The organism is Deinococcus ficus, from assembly GCF_003444775.1.
GTDB classification, from domain to species: domain Bacteria; phylum Deinococcota; class Deinococci; order Deinococcales; family Deinococcaceae; genus Deinococcus; species Deinococcus ficus.
On record NZ_CP021082.1, the window covers coordinates 189513 to 205796 of the forward strand.

The 16284-nt window shown below is 66.4% G+C and carries 11 protein-coding genes; 7 read left to right on the forward strand and 4 right to left on the reverse strand.

The features are described from left to right. The first annotated feature begins 34 nt into the window (after window positions 1-34). The 6 genes from DFI_RS14465 to DFI_RS14490 are packed head-to-tail and all read left to right on the forward strand — an operon-like array spanning window position 35 to window position 6445. Entirely contained in the window at window positions 35-1114 is a 1080-nt protein-coding gene (locus DFI_RS14465) for a ketopantoate reductase family protein (RefSeq protein WP_027463676.1), read from the forward strand. Then, window positions 1111-2247 carry a Gfo/Idh/MocA family protein gene (locus DFI_RS14470; protein WP_027463677.1) on the forward strand — a complete coding sequence of 379 codons (1137 nt, stop codon included), beginning with the start codon at window positions 1111-1113 and terminating at the stop codon, window positions 2245-2247. Before DFI_RS14465 ends, DFI_RS14470 begins: the two co-directional genes overlap by 4 nt. Beyond that, window positions 2244-3869: a DUF885 family protein gene (locus DFI_RS14475; RefSeq protein WP_027463678.1), complete on the forward strand. Its 1626-nt coding sequence runs from the start codon at window positions 2244-2246 to the stop codon at window positions 3867-3869. Before DFI_RS14470 ends, DFI_RS14475 begins: the two co-directional genes overlap by 4 nt. Continuing rightward, window positions 3866-4549 (forward strand): RraA family protein, encoded by a 684-nt coding sequence (locus DFI_RS14480; RefSeq protein ID WP_081425921.1) that lies wholly within the window; start codon window positions 3866-3868, stop codon window positions 4547-4549. The genes DFI_RS14475 and DFI_RS14480 overlap by 4 nt, the downstream gene beginning before the upstream one ends. 3 nt (window positions 4550-4552) lie before the next feature. Next, window positions 4553-5341, forward strand: coding sequence for an SDR family oxidoreductase (locus DFI_RS14485; RefSeq protein ID WP_027463680.1), 789 nt, complete (start codon window positions 4553-4555; stop codon window positions 5339-5341). Window positions 5342-5353: 12 nt separating this feature from the next. Continuing rightward, on the forward strand, window positions 5354-6445 hold the full coding sequence (locus DFI_RS14490) for an aminopeptidase (protein ID WP_027463681.1): 1092 nt from the start codon (window positions 5354-5356) through the stop codon (window positions 6443-6445). A 237-nt stretch (window positions 6446-6682) separates the two neighbouring features. On the opposite strand, the gene DFI_RS14495 is transcribed toward DFI_RS14490, so the two are convergent. Further along, entirely contained in the window at window positions 6683-7546 is an 864-nt protein-coding gene (locus DFI_RS14495; protein ID WP_244940394.1) for an ABC transporter substrate-binding protein, read from the reverse strand. A 1055-nt stretch (window positions 7547-8601) separates the two neighbouring features. Between DFI_RS14495 and DFI_RS14500 the strand changes: the two genes are divergently transcribed. Continuing rightward, window positions 8602-9240: an ArsR/SmtB family transcription factor gene (locus tag DFI_RS14500; protein WP_051308058.1), complete on the forward strand. Its 639-nt coding sequence runs from the start codon at window positions 8602-8604 to the stop codon at window positions 9238-9240. On the opposite strand, the gene DFI_RS14505 is transcribed toward DFI_RS14500, so the two are convergent. The 3 genes from DFI_RS14505 to DFI_RS14515 all read right to left on the reverse strand — a co-directional run bounded on the left by DFI_RS14505 (window position 9212) and on the right by DFI_RS14515 (window position 13514). Continuing rightward, on the reverse strand, window positions 9212-10447 hold the full coding sequence (locus DFI_RS14505) for an MFS transporter (RefSeq protein WP_027463683.1): 1236 nt from the start codon (window positions 10445-10447) through the stop codon (window positions 9212-9214). The genes DFI_RS14500 and DFI_RS14505 overlap by 29 nt on opposite strands. Window positions 10448-11007: 560 nt before the next feature. Beyond that, on the reverse strand, window positions 11008-11505 hold the full coding sequence (locus DFI_RS14510; RefSeq protein ID WP_027463684.1) for a hypothetical protein: 498 nt from the start codon (window positions 11503-11505) through the stop codon (window positions 11008-11010). 849 nt (window positions 11506-12354) lie between these two features. Beyond that, window positions 12355-13514, reverse strand: a protein-coding gene (locus tag DFI_RS14515; protein ID WP_118375897.1) for an IS3 family transposase whose coding sequence is annotated in 2 segments (ribosomal slippage) — window positions 12355-13250 and window positions 13250-13514 — 1161 coding nt in all. Because the reading frame shifts where the segments join, the coding sequence is not laid out codon by codon here. Window positions 13515-16284 lie beyond the last annotated feature (2770 nt).

Genomic DNA, 16284 nt, shown 5'->3' on the forward strand with positions numbered 1-16284 from the left:
CATCCGCACTTCGTCCCCCTTCACAGGAGTTCCCATGCGCATCACCATTGTTGGTTCCGGAGCGATCGGCGGTCTCGCCGGCGCCTGGATGACCCAGGCCGGACACGACGTCACCCTCACCGACCGCTGGGCCGAGCACATCGACGCCCTCAAAGCCCACGGGCTCACCGTGGACGGGGTCCGCGGCAACCACCACTTTCAGGTCCGCGCAGTGCACCCGCATGAGCTGAGCGGCCCGCTGGAGTGCGTGATGATCGCGACCAAATCCCAGCACAGCCTCGACGCCCTGGAAAGCGTCCTGCCGCTCTTCGGCCCGGACACGTTCGTGGTGTCGTTCCAGAACGGCTTCAACGAACCCGACCTGATCGCCCGGCTGGAAGCCGCCGGACTGGGCGGCGCGGAGCGCGTCATGGGCAGCATCCCCAATTACGGCGGTGCGCTGGTCGATCCTGGCCACATCGAATTCGTTCACGAAGGCCCGATTCAACTGGGAGAGATGACCGGTGTGCGAAGCCCCCGGCTGCTGGAGCTGGCGCGGTGTCTGGAAGCCCTGACGGAAGTGCAGCTGTCCGACAACATCTGGGGGCAGATCTGGGCCAAAGAGGTGTACAGCGCCCAGGTCGTCTTCAGCGCCCTGGTGAACGCACCTGTGACCGACAGCCTGGGCGTGGAACGCTACGCCCGCATCGCCGGGGCCGTGGTCCGGGAAGCGCTCGAAATCGCTGAGGCGAACGGCATCCAGGTGGAAGCCTTTGACTTCTTTGACCCGGCCAACTACAAGCCCAGCACCCCGGAGGACACCCAGAAGCTGCTGGCCAACATTCACCACGCCATCTGGCTGCTCAAAAAAGACCAGAAGCCCCAGACCCACGCCTTCAAGAAAAAAGGCAGCGGCATCTGGTGGGACATCGTGTACCGCAACCGACCCAGCGAAGTCCGCTCGAGCAACGGCAAGCTGATCGATTTCGGCCAGCAGGCCGGTGCCGACACCAGGCTCAACGCCCGCCTGTGCGAAATGATCTACGAGATCGAGGACGGACGCCGCGAACTCGGCTTCCACAACTACGACGAGCTCGAGACGTACGTCAACAGCCTCGGCAAGGCGCTGCCATGAGCGGCCCACGCCCGCTCGGGGTCGGCGTGATCGGCGCGCACGCCTGGGCCGAATCCGCCCACCTGCCCGGCTACGCCGCGTACGAACGCGCGGACCTGGTGGCCATCTGCGACACCGTGCCGGAGCGCGCTGAGCGCCTCGCGCAGAAGTTCGGTGCCCGGCGCGTCTACACCGATTACCGCGAGATGCTCAGGGACCCGGACATTCAGATGGTCGACGTGTGCACGCCCACCGACACGCACCTGCCACTGAGCCTGGCGGCCATCGCCGCAGGCAAACACGTGCTCAGCGAAAAACCCCTGGCGCATGATGCCGCCGACGCCTTCATGGCCGCCCGCAAGGCGCGGGAGGCTGGCGTGCGCACCAAACTCGGCTTCACCTTCCGCTACTCCCCGGCGGTGCGTCAGCTGCAGCGCTGGATCGCGGACGGCACGCTGGGCGAGATCTTCCACATCCACGGCCTGGAACAGAACAGCCAGTTCCTGGACCCGCACTACCCGCTGCGGCAGGTGCCCCAGGGAGCAGACTTCGCCACGTTGATTCCCTCCTCCGTGGTCGGGTACGGCTCCCACCTGCTGGACCTGGTGCGCTGGTGCGCCGGCGAGTACACCAGCGTGATCGGCAGCATGAAGAACTTCGTGCCGGAACGCGTCGTGCGGGGGTACGGCGAAGGCCTGCAGCGCATCGAGGTCGAGGACGGCACGGTGGCCCTGGCCGAGTTCGCCAGTGGCGCCCAGGGCATGCTCCAGACCAGCTACATCGCCGTCGGCAATTATCCCGGCGTCGAACTGAGGGTCTACGGCAGCAAGGGCGCGGCCGTCGCCCGGCTGGTCGAAGAGAACGGCATCGCCGAGACGCTCCGCTTCGCCACGCCGGATCAGGTAGAGTTCCGTGATGTGGCGCTCCCGGAGAGCGCCTACCCACCGGGGACGACCCTGCACACGCCCTGGCCTGAACTCTACTACCGCAACCTCGTGCGCCACTTCGTCGACGAAATCCTGGACGACACCCCGGAGGAATGCACCTTCTACGACGGAGCGAAAAGCCAGGAGGCCGTGAACGCCATCGTGCAGTCTCACCGTGAGCGCCGCTGGGTGGACCTCCCCATGGTGGACGCCGGGACCCCGGCATGACCGACGCGTCCAGTCTGGCCGAGGACTACCTCCGGCTGCACGCCCAGCTCCGCCCGGTGGACGCGACTTTCATGGGTCTGTCCGGCCATGACCACCAGCTGCCCCCCGCCAGCCTGGACTGCGTCGACGCCGAACTTGACGCCCTGGCGACCCTGCGTGGCCGGCTGCGGCACGCCTCCCGCCCCACCACGGCCGGCGCCCGCCTCGACGCGGGGCTGCTCGGCGCGCAGCTCACCGTCACCGAGGCCGAACTCCGGCGCGCGCCCCGGCAGCAGAACCCGGCCTGGGCGACCGGTGAGGCCGCCTTCTCCGTGATTTCCCTGCTGCTCCCCGGGGAGCACAGCGGCGCCGCCGAACGGGCCGACGCGCTGCGCGTGCGCCTCGAAGCGCTGCCCGGATTCCTGGGGGAAGCCCGCGCGCACCTCCAGGGCCGCGGCGCGCCGGGCGACTGGACCCGGCGCGCCTGCCTGGAAGCGCACGCCACGGCGAACCTGCTGGAACGCGGCCTGCCCCGCCACCCACTGTGGCAGGCGCCGATGCAGGGCCCCGCGTACCGGGCGGTCCGGGCCCTGCGCGCCCACGCCGACGAGCTCAGCCGCCTGCCCACCACCGGCACTGTCGCCTGCGGGGAAGCGCACCTCGACCTCCTGATGCGCGAAGGGCACGGCCTCGCGTTCGGGCCACGCGAGGCGCTCGAACAGGCCACGCTCGCGTTCGAACGGCTCAGCCGGGAACTCGAGGAGGACGCCGCGCGCCTGACGCCACACCATTCCTGGCAGGAGCAGGTGGCCGGACTGGAACAGGTCACCCCGGCTCCCGGCCGCGTCACCGACGCCTACCGCGCGTCACACGAAGCCGCCCTGGACGCCGCCGCGGGCCTGGTCACGCCCGAGCGTACCTACGACCTCGACTTCCGCAGCGTGCCCGACTGGGCGGTCGGCACCGCCGACCTGTACTTCCTGTTCTACCGCTCCCCGGCGCCGCGGCGCCCGGGCACCGGCAGCGTGTACTGGGTGTTCCCGCCGGGCGAGGACCTCGGCGCGTACCTGCGTGCCCACAACACCAGCGTCATCAAGCTGGTGCACGCCGTGCACCACGGCAGCATCGGCCATCACACCCACAATGCCCGCGCCCGCAACGCTGACAGCGTCCTGGCGCGCGTGGCCGGCACCGACTGCGCCAGCGGCATCGCCATGCTCAGCGCCGGAACCAGCGTCGAAGGCTGGGCCTGCTACGCCGAGGACCTCCTCCTCGAAGCCCCAGGCTTCTATTCGCCCACCGAGGCGCTGCTGCTCAAGAGCTTCGAGCGGCGCAATGCCGCCTCGTGCATTGCCGACATCAAACTTCACCTCGGTGAGTGGAGCCTGGACGACATGCGCGCCTTCTACCGGGACCAGGCAAATTTCGCCCCGGCCCGGATCTGGAGCGAAACCACCCGGAACTCCATGTTCCCCGCCACCCGCCTGATGTACTGGCTCGGCACCGAAGCCATCAAAGACCTGCGGGCCGAACTGAACCTGCCCGCCCAGACGTTCCATGACGCGCTGCTCGCCCACGGCCACGCACCCGTCTCATGGATCGCCGAGGAACTGCGCCAAGCGCACACCCAGGAGACCGCATGACCCTCACCCAGGACCGGAAAACAGACATTCAGCAGCGCTTCCTGCGCGTCGACACGGCCAACGTGGCCGACATCCTCGACGAGATGGGCCACCTGGACTGCGGCCTCGCCAGCGACCTGTGGCCCATCCGCGAGCGCCTGGAACGCATGGCCGGCTGGGCCTACACCATTCGCGGGCAGATGACGCCCTACCCCGGCACCGGCGACCCGAAGAAGATGGAAGCGGTCAGTGGACTGACGCCCGGCCACCTCAGCGTCTGGAGTGGAGGGGGCGCCGAGGGCGTGTGCTTCTTCGGGGAGCTCATCGCGCGGGGCATGCAGCTGCGCGGGTGCACCGGCGCGCTCGTCGACGGCGGCATCCGCGACATCGAATGGCTGGCCCGAATGGACTTCCCCGTCTACGCCCGCTACCGCACGCCGGTGCAGTCGATCGGCCGCTGGGCCGTCAACGCCTGGCAGGTGGACATCTACCTGCCGGGCGCCACCAGCGCCCGCGTGCGCGTCCGCCCGGACGACTTCATCCTCGCCGACGCCGACGGCGCCCTGGTGATCCCACAGGAGATCGTGGAAACGGTGCTGGAACGCGCCGAAGCGCTCACCGAAAAAGAAGCGCGGATCCGCGAGGACCTGGACGCGGGCATGAGCCTTCCAGACGTCCTGACCAAGTACGGGCACGTGTAAGTCATGGACCTCACCCTTCACGATCAACCGGCAGTCGTCACGGCCGCCAGCGCCGGCCTCGGGTACGCCACCGCCCTCGCCCTCGCCCAGGAAGGCGCACGCGTGGCCCTGTGCTCCCGTGACGGCCAGCGCGCCCGCTCGGCCGCCGACCGGATCGAACAGGCGACCGGCCGCCCCGTCCACGCGTACGAAGCCGACGTCGCCGACGGGGACGCCCTGCGCCGCTTCATCGATCAGGCCGCGCAGGACCTCGGCGGCCTGAAGGTCCTCGTGTGTAACGCCGGCGGTCCCCCCGCCGGCAGCTTCACCACCCTCAGCGAGAGCGACTGGATGACCGCGTTCCAGCTCACCCTGATGAGCGTCGTCCGGAGCGTGGACGCCGCGCTGCCACACTTCCGGCAGGGGGGCGGCGGGCGCGTGCTGAGCATCGTCAGCAGCAGCGTGAAACGCCCACTGGAGAACCTGACCCTTTCCAACGCCTACCGCCCGGCCGTCCAGGGCCTGTGCAAGTCCCTGAGCATCGAACTTGCGACAGACAACGTGCAGGTCAACTGCCTGGCACCCGGCCGCATTCTCACCGAACGCATTCAGGTGCTCGACGAAGCCGCCGCCCGCCGGCGCGGCACGACCTGGCAGGCGGTCCGCGAGCGGTCCGAACAGGAAATCCCGATGCGGCGCCTCGGCACCCCCGAGGAGTTCGGGCGGGTCGCCGCCTTCCTGTGCTCCGGAGCGGCCACGTACGTCAACGGCAGCACCTGGCTCGTCGACGGCGGCGCCGTCACCTCCTTCTGACCCGGAGTTCCCATGACCTACGATCCCGACCGCCACGCCACCCTCCTCGCGGACTACTGCGTCGCGGCGCAACCTGGAGACCGCGTGCTGGTCTCCGCCAGCACCCTCGCCCTTCCCCTGGTGGAGGCCCTGCACCGCACCCTGCTGCAGCGCGGTGCGCGGCCGGTCATCCGCCTGAGCTACCCCGGCCAGGTCGAGGACGTGCAGCGCTACGCCAGCGACGCCGTTCTCGACACCCTGCATCCCGGTGACGTGGACGACGCCCGGGCCTTCGACGCCTCCATCCGCATTCTCACGCCGACCCCCTCGGCCCCCGGTCTCGACCCGCAGCGCGCCGCCCGGTACCGCGCCGGCCAGGCGCCCATCAGCCCGAGCCGCCTGCACCCCCGCTGGAACCTCACCCTGTACCCCACGGAGGAGGGCGCCCGCGCCGCCGGCATGACCCTGGCCGAGTACGAGGACTTCGTGGCCAAAGCGATGTTCCTGGACGCCCCCAACCCGGTGGCGCGCTGGGGAGAGGTGCGCGCCTTCCAGGCCCGCCTGATCGACCGGCTCAGCCGCGCCGACGAGGTCCGGCTCACCACCGCCGCAGGCACCGACCTGCGCCTGAGCGTGAAAGGCCGCTCCTGGAGCAACAGCGACGCCAAACGCAACATGCCCTCCGGCGAGGTGTTCACCGCCCCCCTGGAAACGAGTGCGAACGGCACCGTCACCTTCGACGTGCCCACCCTGTACGAGGGTGTGCTCGTGCGCGGCGTCACCTTGACCTTCCGCGACGGAGAGGTGACCGACGCGACCGCGTCCGAAGGCCAGGATGTGCTGCACGCCGCACTCCAGACGGACCGCGGAGCACGGTTTCTCGGCGAACTGGGCATCGGCACGAACGCAGGTATCCAGCAGCCCAGCATGAACATCCTGTTCGACGAGAAGATCGGCGGCACCGTCCACCTCGCCGTCGGACAGGCCTACCCGGAAAACGGCGGAACGAACACCAGCGCGCTGCACTGGGACATGATTCTCGACCTGCGGCAGGGCGGCCGGATGCAACTCGACGGCGAGGACTTCCAGGTGGACGGCCAGTTCGTCGAGTCCGCCGTTCACTAACAATGCTCAGCATCGCCGAGCGGGCACCGAGGTGATGCTCATTCATGTCCGAGACACATCGTCGAATCCAAAGCAGCATCTGCGGCGTGCCGGTGAGTGAATGGGAAAAAGCCGCACTGGGCGGCTTTGATAGGGGAAAATATAGCGCGGTATGCACGCCCTGTCCAGGAGATGCAGCACAGTTCGGGCGGCAGGGCGTGAGCGAGGGGCGTCACTGCTCCGGGCCGCCGTTCTCCCTCAGCGGGGAACGGCGTTCAGCAGCTGCCGCTCGATCAGCTGCGCGGCGATCGGTCCACGAATCCTCCGGAACAGGTGATAGTCGAAGTAGTACACCTGGTTGGCTTTCGTGGCGCGCAGCCGGCTGGTCAGGGGGTTGGCATTCCAGTCCGTGCGGGCCCGCGCCGGCGTGCTCGTCCCGGCAGCCAGCACGATCACGGCGTCAGGGTCGAGGGCCACCAGGCCTTCGATGCTGATCACCTGATCCCGCTTGTCCCCGTCGATCACGTTCAGGCCCAGGTCGTTGAGCAGCCCGCCCGTCCAGTCGCTGCGGCCACTGATGGTGTACGTGTACTTCGCGTCGCCGCCCGCCGTCCACACGACCAGCACCTTCTTGTTCCGGAACGGTCCGGCCAGTTTCGCCCGGGTGTCCTGAACGCCCTTGTTGTAGGCCTTCAGGACGGTGTTGTACGCCTGCGTCCGGTCCAGGGCCTGCGCCAGCACGAGCATCGTCTTCTGCCACTCATTCCGGTCAATGCCCTTGAACAGCAGGGTCGGTGCCAGGCGGCTGAGCTGCGGGTAGACGGGCGCCGCGTAGTCCTCGCCCACGATCAGGTCGGGCTTGAGGGCAGCCAGAATCTCCATGTTCGGATTGAAGCGGTCACCGACGTTGATGGGGCTGCCGGTGATGCGGCTGCCCAGGTACTTGATGTCACGAATGGGCGACCCGAAAGCCGGCGTTTTCAGGAAAGTCGACGCTTCACCGTATCCGACCGGCTGAACGCCGAGGGACAGCAGCAGGTCCAGCGCGTGCGGCCCGAGCGCCACGATCCGGACGGGTTTTTTAGGGAGGGTGGTGGACCCGGCCGTGTGGGTGACCGTCATGGGGTAGGTGACCGCCGAGGCCCCTCCGAGTGCGCAGACCAACAGAACGGAACTCAACCGCTTCAGCATAGGAACTCCTTGGGCTTCGAACGCGGCCTTCACGCCCGCCGTTCAGAGGCCTGCAGAGTCTGACAGATTCCGCCCAACCGGAACGGGCGATGCCTGACCGTGCTGTGCTCCGGCCGTTGCCGCCGGGCTCACACGTGCCATGGGCCGGGGGTACTGGCGCCTCAAAGGAAAAAGCCGCACGGAGCGGCTTTGATAGGAAACAAAAAAGCGCCGTATTCAGCGTCTGTCCAGGACATGCATCACAGTTCAGGGCGTCAACGTGCAGGGCCGTGAGTCACGGCAAATTCCGCACCGGGTACGGATGGTTCCGTTTCACGGTCGAGCGGACTGGCCATTCACTTTCCAGGATCCCTGAACAGATCCCGACGGTTAAGGGAGAATTGCGGGCGTTCAGGCGTGACCAGGTGCCCTGAATCTGGACTCGGAGGGCTGTCTATAAGGCAAATGGTCCAAATCCGCCGTATTGCTCCAGAAATTCGCCGTTCTGGACGGCAAATTTACGCCTCGCTCACAGGAGGGCCGTGAAGGGGCCTGCGACGCGTCCCGAGGGGTAATGGACCCTGGAAACGGAAATCGTCAAGCCTATAGAAAGTTTGGGGAACAATCGACAAAATCCCTGTCAGACACAGCGTTCGGCCGGCGCAGACATGGACCGTTCTGTACCAGGCTGACCACTGCGTCCGGTGCCATGTCATGAGCACGTGGGAAATGACAGCTGGAGCAGGTGCCGGAATGCAACAGCCATGAGGTGATTTCCATGAAGCAGGAGCGGTCACCGCCCATTATTTCTCGTTTCATCCCTAAGCAGCCTTAGGGCATAGATAGGCTAGACCTCTGATTTGACCAATGTCTCGTCCTTGCTTCCGATGAATCTCGGCCTGACTTTCACGCGGCATCCCAACCCGGTCCATGCCCAGGCCATCACGACCCCTCGGGTCGTTCACAGCAAACACCCTGACGATCCTGAGGTATGGCAAGCTTAAACGGTGCCGTCCGATGAGCCCTTCGTCGCGCAGACGCCAGAGCAGGCGCGACTGCTGCTCGACCTCGCCTATGCGCCTGCCCTGGCTGTGCTGATCGGCAAGGAAGCCAGCGCCAGCGAAATCGCCCAGGTGACCAACAACTCCGTGAAGCAGGTGCACCACCGGCTCACGCGCCTGGTAAGCGCCGGCCTGATCGAAGTTGTCGGCGAGCGCCCACGCGGTGGCCGACCGATCAAGCTGTACCGGGCGGTCAGCGAGACGTACCAGGTTCCGATGGCCCTGACCGCCGCCGCAACGGTCGAAGAATGGCTCGAGGGGATGCAGCGCCCTTTTCTGAGTGCGTTCCGCCGGGCCGTCGCGGACACGTACCGCTTCGACGAGGACAATGTCCTTCAGATAGTCCTGGACGACCACCAGCACCTCCACATGAGCCTGGCCACCCAGGGGAATCCGACCAGCCACCGCCGGGGCTACGGCATGGTCCGCAACGCCACCTTGAAACCGGCGGCCATTCAGGAACTCAAGCGGCGACTCAATGACCTCAACGACTGGGTCACGGCACAGGAAGAGGGGGGCCACCCGGAGGCGACCCCCTGCATCCTGGCGCTGCTGTTCACGCCGGGACAGGTTGAGGAAAGTTGACCGATTCGCGTCGCAAGATGAGTTGCCAGGCCAGCGCGCCCGACAAACCCACGATGCCCGCGACACCAAAGATCACCCCGGCGGTCAACCGGTCAGCAATGGGCGCGAGGAGCAGCAGGATCAGCGGCATCCCCGCCATGCCCACCATACTCAGCAGACTCCCGACCCGCCCGTAATACTCGGGCGCCACCCATTTCTGGAACAGCACACTGATGCCCACGTTCGTCAGTGCGTTCACCAGACCCAGGAGGGACGCCAGCACATACATCTGGGGCGCTGATTGTGAAAGTGCCAGGCCCAGCATCACCAGGCCCATCCCTGCCATCCCGACCACCGAGGCCCGCTCGGGGCTCACCTTCTGACCCAGGCCGGCCAGCAGGAAGCTGCCCGAAGCCAGGCCAGCCAGCACCAGACCAAAGAACAGCCCGAACCCCTGCGGCCCAGCGCCCAGCGCTTCCATCCGGACCGGAATCAGCAGCTGCACCGGAGCAAAAGCAGCATTCAGCAACAGGGCCAGCACAGGCAGGCTGATCAACAGTGGGCGGCCGCGAACGTACTTCAACCCTCCCTGGAAGGTCGTCCAGAACCGCTCACCCTGATTCGGCCGTGTGTGGGTGGGGAGGCGTACCAGCAGCAGGAGCAGTGCAAAGACCAAGAAGGACAGGCCGTCCAAAAGCATGGCCGGGCCCTTGCCGATGCTGGCCACCAGGGCACCACCACCCACCGTCCCCACCATCTGCATCGTCTGCGAGGCCCCTTGCATCAGACCACTCGCCCGCTGCAACTGCTCGGCGGGGACCAGGCGGGGCGTGACGCCCTGACTGGCCGGTCCGTAGAACGCGCCAATGAGTCCCGTCAGGAACGACGCGCTGTAAATGACCCACAACGGCATGTCCCCGTGCAGGGCCGCGAATCCCACGCCCAGTTGCAGCGCGGCGCGCAGGAGGTTGCCTGCGATCAATGGCAGCTTCAGTGGCAGACGGTCGACCAGGGTGCCGAAGAGCGGCGAGAGCAGCGCCGGTATCAGCGCCAGGGCGAGATTGACGCCCATCGCCCCCGCACTCCCAGTCTGATGCAGCACCAGAAAACTGGTGGCGATACTGGCCAGCGCGGTGCCCAGGGAACTTTGCGCCGTTCCCAGCCACCAGATCACGAAGTGGCGATTCCAGAGGGTGGCCGGTGCGTCAACTGTAGGTGGTGTGGTCATGCTCCACCTTCTCCCCACGGCTACTCCACGCAACAGAGGGTGCTGTGGACAAGCGATGCTTCTCCTCAAACCCAATTGACGCTGTGGACCCTCAGTGACTTACCGACGAAGCCTCATCTCTGTCCCAGCAATCCGAAAAGTAGAACGGCAACTCACTCAACGCCTCCGCTCCGTGTAGGGTTGCGTTCCTCAATGGCCTGATCAAACTGAACCCATTCCCTTCATCTGGCACCGCGCGCCATAACCCAAGCCTGCCGAACCACTGACCTGATCCACGGTACTGTCAGCTGCTTCGGCGAGGGCTCTTCACGAACACAAGCCGATCTATAAGGAGGGTCTACGGACTTCAATGGCCGCAGGTAGGTGTTTCCTCGTGCGAGACTGAGTGAATCCCCCTTCCGCCTGGGTTGTCTCAGGCAACCTGGACTTCCCCGTCCACTGGCCCAACCTTCACGAGATGCAGAAGGGTGCTCGGCGCTCCCCGCTCCGATGTTACGGGAACCCCATCCGCCCCGCGTCCCAGCCTCGCCGGCCTCCTCGGGCTGAGGTCGCGTGGACGATCAGCGTTCCAGTGCCGTTTCCGCCAGGATGTTCACGCCCTTGCTCAGGTGATCCAACACCGCCGTCGCCTCCGCGAGCTTCTCTCCCAGCGCGGCGATCACCTTCGTCTGCTCCGCCAACGCCCGGCCCTGCTCCTCCACCAGCTCGGTCAGGCTCTGGACCTCCGCCCGGACCTCCCGAGTCAGTTCCACCAGACCCGCGCCGGGGGTGCCGGTCAGGTCCACCTCGACGAAGTAGTTCACCATCGCTGCCGCCACGTCACCCGGTCCCGTGACCGTCCGCGGGTCATGCAGGGTCTGATACAGCGCCCAGTCGTCCGCAGTGAACATCAGGGACCGACCCTTTCCGCTGTGGGCGAGTCGACGGCCGCGCAGGCGGAACAGGGTGTCACTGTACGTGAGGGCGTACCGCCGGGCGGTGCGAGGCGCGAGGTCATACTTGGCGGCGATCAGCGTCCAACCTACTTCCAGGCGACTTGTCGAGAACGGTGTCTGCACGCCCGGAGTATAGGAGGGTGGGCTGAACTCCCCGGTGGCGATGAGGCAAAACCTCCCCGCACCCATCACGCCGACCGGTCGCCAGGACTAAGGAGCGACCGCCCAACGCCACAGGCCAGGCGGGCCCGGTCCATTGAGTGCACCTCGCCGCCTTCCCGTCAACGGCCGGCGCTGTCTGCGGAAGGCCAGCCGTGAAGCGGCAGCGGAGGGACATCAGGGGCGGGCCTGCCCTGTGCCGCACTCTCCCTCTGCGGGGCTCCGAAGCCGCGGACGGACCACGCGTCGCCCCCGAGGCTCGCACCTCCAGGCTCGACGGTGAACCGGTACGCGTGACCGGAGACTGCGGGCGAAGCCCCCTCCGACCTTCGATCTCAGTTCTCCAGATCCCTCACTCTTGACGCCGCCGTTCAGTCCCCTCCCACTGACCGACGTGCACTCCAGATGCCTGAGCATCTGACACCCCGAGCCGTTGACCGGACCGGTCAGAGGGCCGCACGGGATGAAGCGCCCTGCACAGGGGCCGCACCCCCAGGCTCACTGCTTGTCCCCGACCCTTCCTGAAGGCGGCCGGCCCCCACCACCCGTCCAGGCAGAGGAGTGTCCGCGCCTGAATCCTCAGCGCCGCCTTTCGGCTGCCCCGGCTCCCACCCGTGATCAGGATCGGCGGGCCACAGCCGGCCAGGCATCACGGCTTCTTCGTCCCTCGATGCCCTGCTCAGTCCGAGCGGGGGACGTCCGCCCAAGGCGTCATGACCACGCCCGCACTTCCCTCGCCACAGGCAGAAGCCGGTCCCGTGCAACATTCGGGTGGGGTCAGGTTGGGCTTGCCCCGACACTGCGTAGCTGAAGTTAAGCGGCTGTAGCTTGCCGTTCGAACTCGTGGGGCGTCAAGTAGCCCAGGGTGGAATGGCGACGCTGGCGGTTGTAGAAGACCTCGATGAATTCGAACACCGCCTGTCGGGCCACCTCTCGAGTCTCAAAGATGTTCTCGTCCATCAGCTCCCGTTTCAGGGAGCTGAAGAAGCTTTCCACCACGGCATTGTCCCAGCAATCCCCCTTGCGGCTCATACTGCCTCTGGCCCGCATGCGGGCCAGTTCTGCCTGAAAGAGCCCACTCGCGTATTGACTGCCCCGGTCACTGTGATGCATCAGACCGGGAGATGGAAGACGGCGCCGGGCAGCCATCTGAAGGGCAGCCAGCGGCAAGGTGGCCGGCATCTGCGTGTCCATGGCGTAGCCCACCACCGCCCGCGAATGCAGGTCCAGGGTGACGGCCAGGTACAGCCAGCCTTCCCGGGTGGGCAGGAACGTCAGGTCTGACGCCCACACCTGATTCGGCTGCTGCACCTCAAACTGGCGTGCCAGCAGATTCGGGCAGACCGGCATGGTGTGACTGCTGTGCGTGGTTTGCACCCAACGGCGCTTTCCTTTGGCCCGCAGACCACCCAGGCGCATCAGGCGCGCGACCCGCTTCCGGGAGACCCGGAGACCTTCAGCTCGCAGTTCTGCGTGAACGCGTGGTGCCCCGTAACGTCCTTTGCTGCGTTGGTGAGTGTCTCGGATGCGCTGCTGGAGCAGCGCATCCTGCTGCGTGCGCTTGGAAATCGGCCTTCTCCGCCAACTGTGGTACCCGCTCACCGATACCTCCAGGACCCGGCACATCACGTCCAGGCGGTACTGCTCGCGGTGGTCTCGGATGAACTGGTACCTCATCGTGTGATTTCTTTGGCAAAGAAGGCCGCTGCTTTTTTCAGGATTTCACGCTCCTGACGCAGAATCTCGTTCTCTTTGCGGAGTCGCTGAATCTCCTGTTGCTCCGGGGTCAACACCTGCTTCCCTTGACCGGGGAAGGCGGATTCCCCCCTCTGCTGCTCGGCATTCATCCATTTCCGCAGCAAAGAGGCGTTGATGCCCAGGTCGCGGGCGGTGCCCGCGAGGTTGCCGCTGGTTCGGGCGAGTTGTACAGCATCTCGCTTGAACTCGGCGGTATGGATTCTTCGGTTCGTCATGATGGCGCCTCCTATGTTCGAGGCTTATCTCCATCTACGCCATATCGGGTCACCCTCAGGTGGCACCCTATGAACCCTTGAACGCGGGCACCCTTGAGACTGAAGCGACGCTGGCGACCTGGCCTTGACCGGCCTTTGACCTCACCCGTCATCACTTACGAAAGGTGCACGGCAAGGCTCCAGCGTCCGGCACGCCGACCGACCTTGCTCCAAAGATCCTGATCCACCGAATGAGTGCGGGCAAGGGAAGATGCACGCATCGTCCATGAATCACGCGCGGCGTTTGACCGGATTCCAGCAGGGGAACGACTCTGGACGGCGCCTCCCCCGGCGGCCCGCCCCTACCCTGCGCGGCCCACCGCCGACCAGCAAGCAAGCGAACTCGAATGCCTGGCCGGCCGACGCGCCTCCTCCAGCCATCACTTGATGATCATCCGCCCGGAGCAACTGACGGTGTCTGGTCGTCGCCCCATCCGGCGTTCACTCAGCTCTCCGCCTGGCCGGACATCTCCGAAAAGGCGTCATTCCATTCCCCTGCTTACCCGCCCGACACACGCGGGTCACGCCGCCGCGTCTCTCCGAATCGCCCCATGTCCAAGTCAATCGAGGCTCTCCCTCTCTTCTGGTTTTGGTGTGGCGCCAGCCGCTCGGTCCACGCAGGCGCAGGTGAGGGGGCTGACCCCTCAGGTGGCTGGGAAGACATTGGCGGTCAATGTCGGGTTGGGACCTGGTCGCCACCTCCGAACCAGGTTCGCCTCCTGACCCTCCTGATCACGATCGGATGTGCACCTGTATCAAACTCTGGAGTGGCACTCTCGGCACCCTGGCATGAGTTGCCTGACCCTTCAATCGTGGAGAGACCGAGAGACGATTGGCGTTATCGGCCAACTCCCGCTGGAGTGACCGATGCGTTTGAAACACTGGCCGGTGAGCCTCCGAGGAGGGAGCGAGCACCTGAATGCCCGGAGTGGGAATGAGGCCACCGTCGATGTCGGCCGACGCCTTCACGAGATTGGCAGTGGTGGGACGAGAGGGTGGTCAGCTCTCGTTGAGCACCCCCTGAGCAGAAACGCTCATCTCCAGACGGGCTCGCTGAACCTGATCGCCTCCACTCTGACCGCCCGGTCACAGAGTCGATTTGGAGGGCGGGTCTCCACGAGAACGCCGTTGATCGCCTGTGGCGAAGTGGAGATTTCTACGGCAGGGCTCACTCCGGGAACGGTGATTTCCGTTTGGCGATCAGGCTGAGAGAGGCGAAGACTCGCAGGCGTTTCCTCGAACACGGACTGTGCGCAGGAGTCAGAAAACTCCCTCTCTCATGGTATTGGAAAGCAACTTGATTCAGGAGGCCAGAACAAGGCCAGAGAAATGAGGATTTTACATAAGTCTTACAGTCCTAGCCTGACAACCCGCCGCTTTGGATGCCTGTTTTTTTTCGTGCGGGTGGGTGGGGCTTGTTTGTTTTGGTCTTGGGTGCAGGGTTTTTGGGTGGGTTTTTGCTGGCCTTGTTGGTTTGGTGGTGGTGGGGGCTGTTGGTTGGCATTTGGGGTTGGCGTCGGGGGGTGTTTTTGGGGTGGCGGGGGCGTGGGCGTTGGCGGGGTTCCGGCGTCCGGCCTGTCGGCACGGTCGCCGCCGGGGTGGGGTGGGTGTTGCTGTTGGGGTGGGTGGCGGCCTGGCGTTCGGGGTGGGGTGAGCATCTGCGCTGCTCACTTCGGGGCTCTGGCACCTGCCCTGGCAGTGGGATGGCTGGCGTCCCGGGTGGAGGGTGCGGCCAGCGTTCCTGGCTTCCCGCTCCCGGCCTGGCGGCACGGTCGCGGCCGGGGCAGGGTGGGTGTGCCGTGCCGGGGTGGTCGCCTCGGGGCGTCGACTGGCGAGCCGGGTCGGGGGTGGTGCGGGGCTCTGGGCTTGGCGCTCGCGGGGCGGGCCTGGGGTCCGGCGTCCGGCCTCGCGGCACGGTCGCCGCCGGGCCCTGGGGGGTGCGGCGTGCCGCGTTGCCTCCCTTCGGGGTAAGGGCCGGTGATGCTCCCGGGGGTGGCGACGGGCCCAGGTGACGAGGCGGGCATGCCCGGTTCCCGTGCTGCTTCCCCTCAGCGGTGACGGCCGGTGATTCTCCGCAGGTGGGAGGGGGCATGCCAATGTCGAAGCGGGCCGAGCGTCCGGTGCCCGGCCTGGCGGCACGGTCCCCGCCGGACGCGGGGTGGGTTGCGTGCTTCTCTTCTCCCCTCGGGGTGATGGCTGGTGACTCTCCCTGGGGTGATGGCTCCTCTCCTTCCGGGTGACGGCAAGTGACTCCCCCTTCGCTGTACGGCCCGTGACTCTCCTCAGCCATGACGGCCCTTCTCCTTCCGGGTGATGGCAAGTGAACCTCCCCGGGCGGGACGGCTCTGTGCGGTGAAAGGCTCGCGACTCTCGCCGGGCTTGATGATCGGTGACTCTTCACGCGGGTGGTCCGCTTCCCGTTCACGGCGGGGCGGCTTCGCTCCGAGTCTGGGTTCCGGTGCCCGGCCTGGCGGCACGGTCCCCGCCGGACCCGGGGTGGTGTTGCGTGCTGCTCTTCTCCCTTCGGGGTGATGGCAGGTGAATCTCCCTGCGCGTGATGACTCCTCTCCCTCCGCTTGATGACTCCTCTCCTTCCGGTGGATGGCAGGTGAACCTCCCCGGGGAGACGGCGCTCCTTCCGGGTGACCCACGCCCGGCAGCGGTGATCGGGGCGAGTCGGCTCGTCCTCGTCTGGGGTCCGTGGATTCTTTTCCGGCGTCCGGCCCCGCTG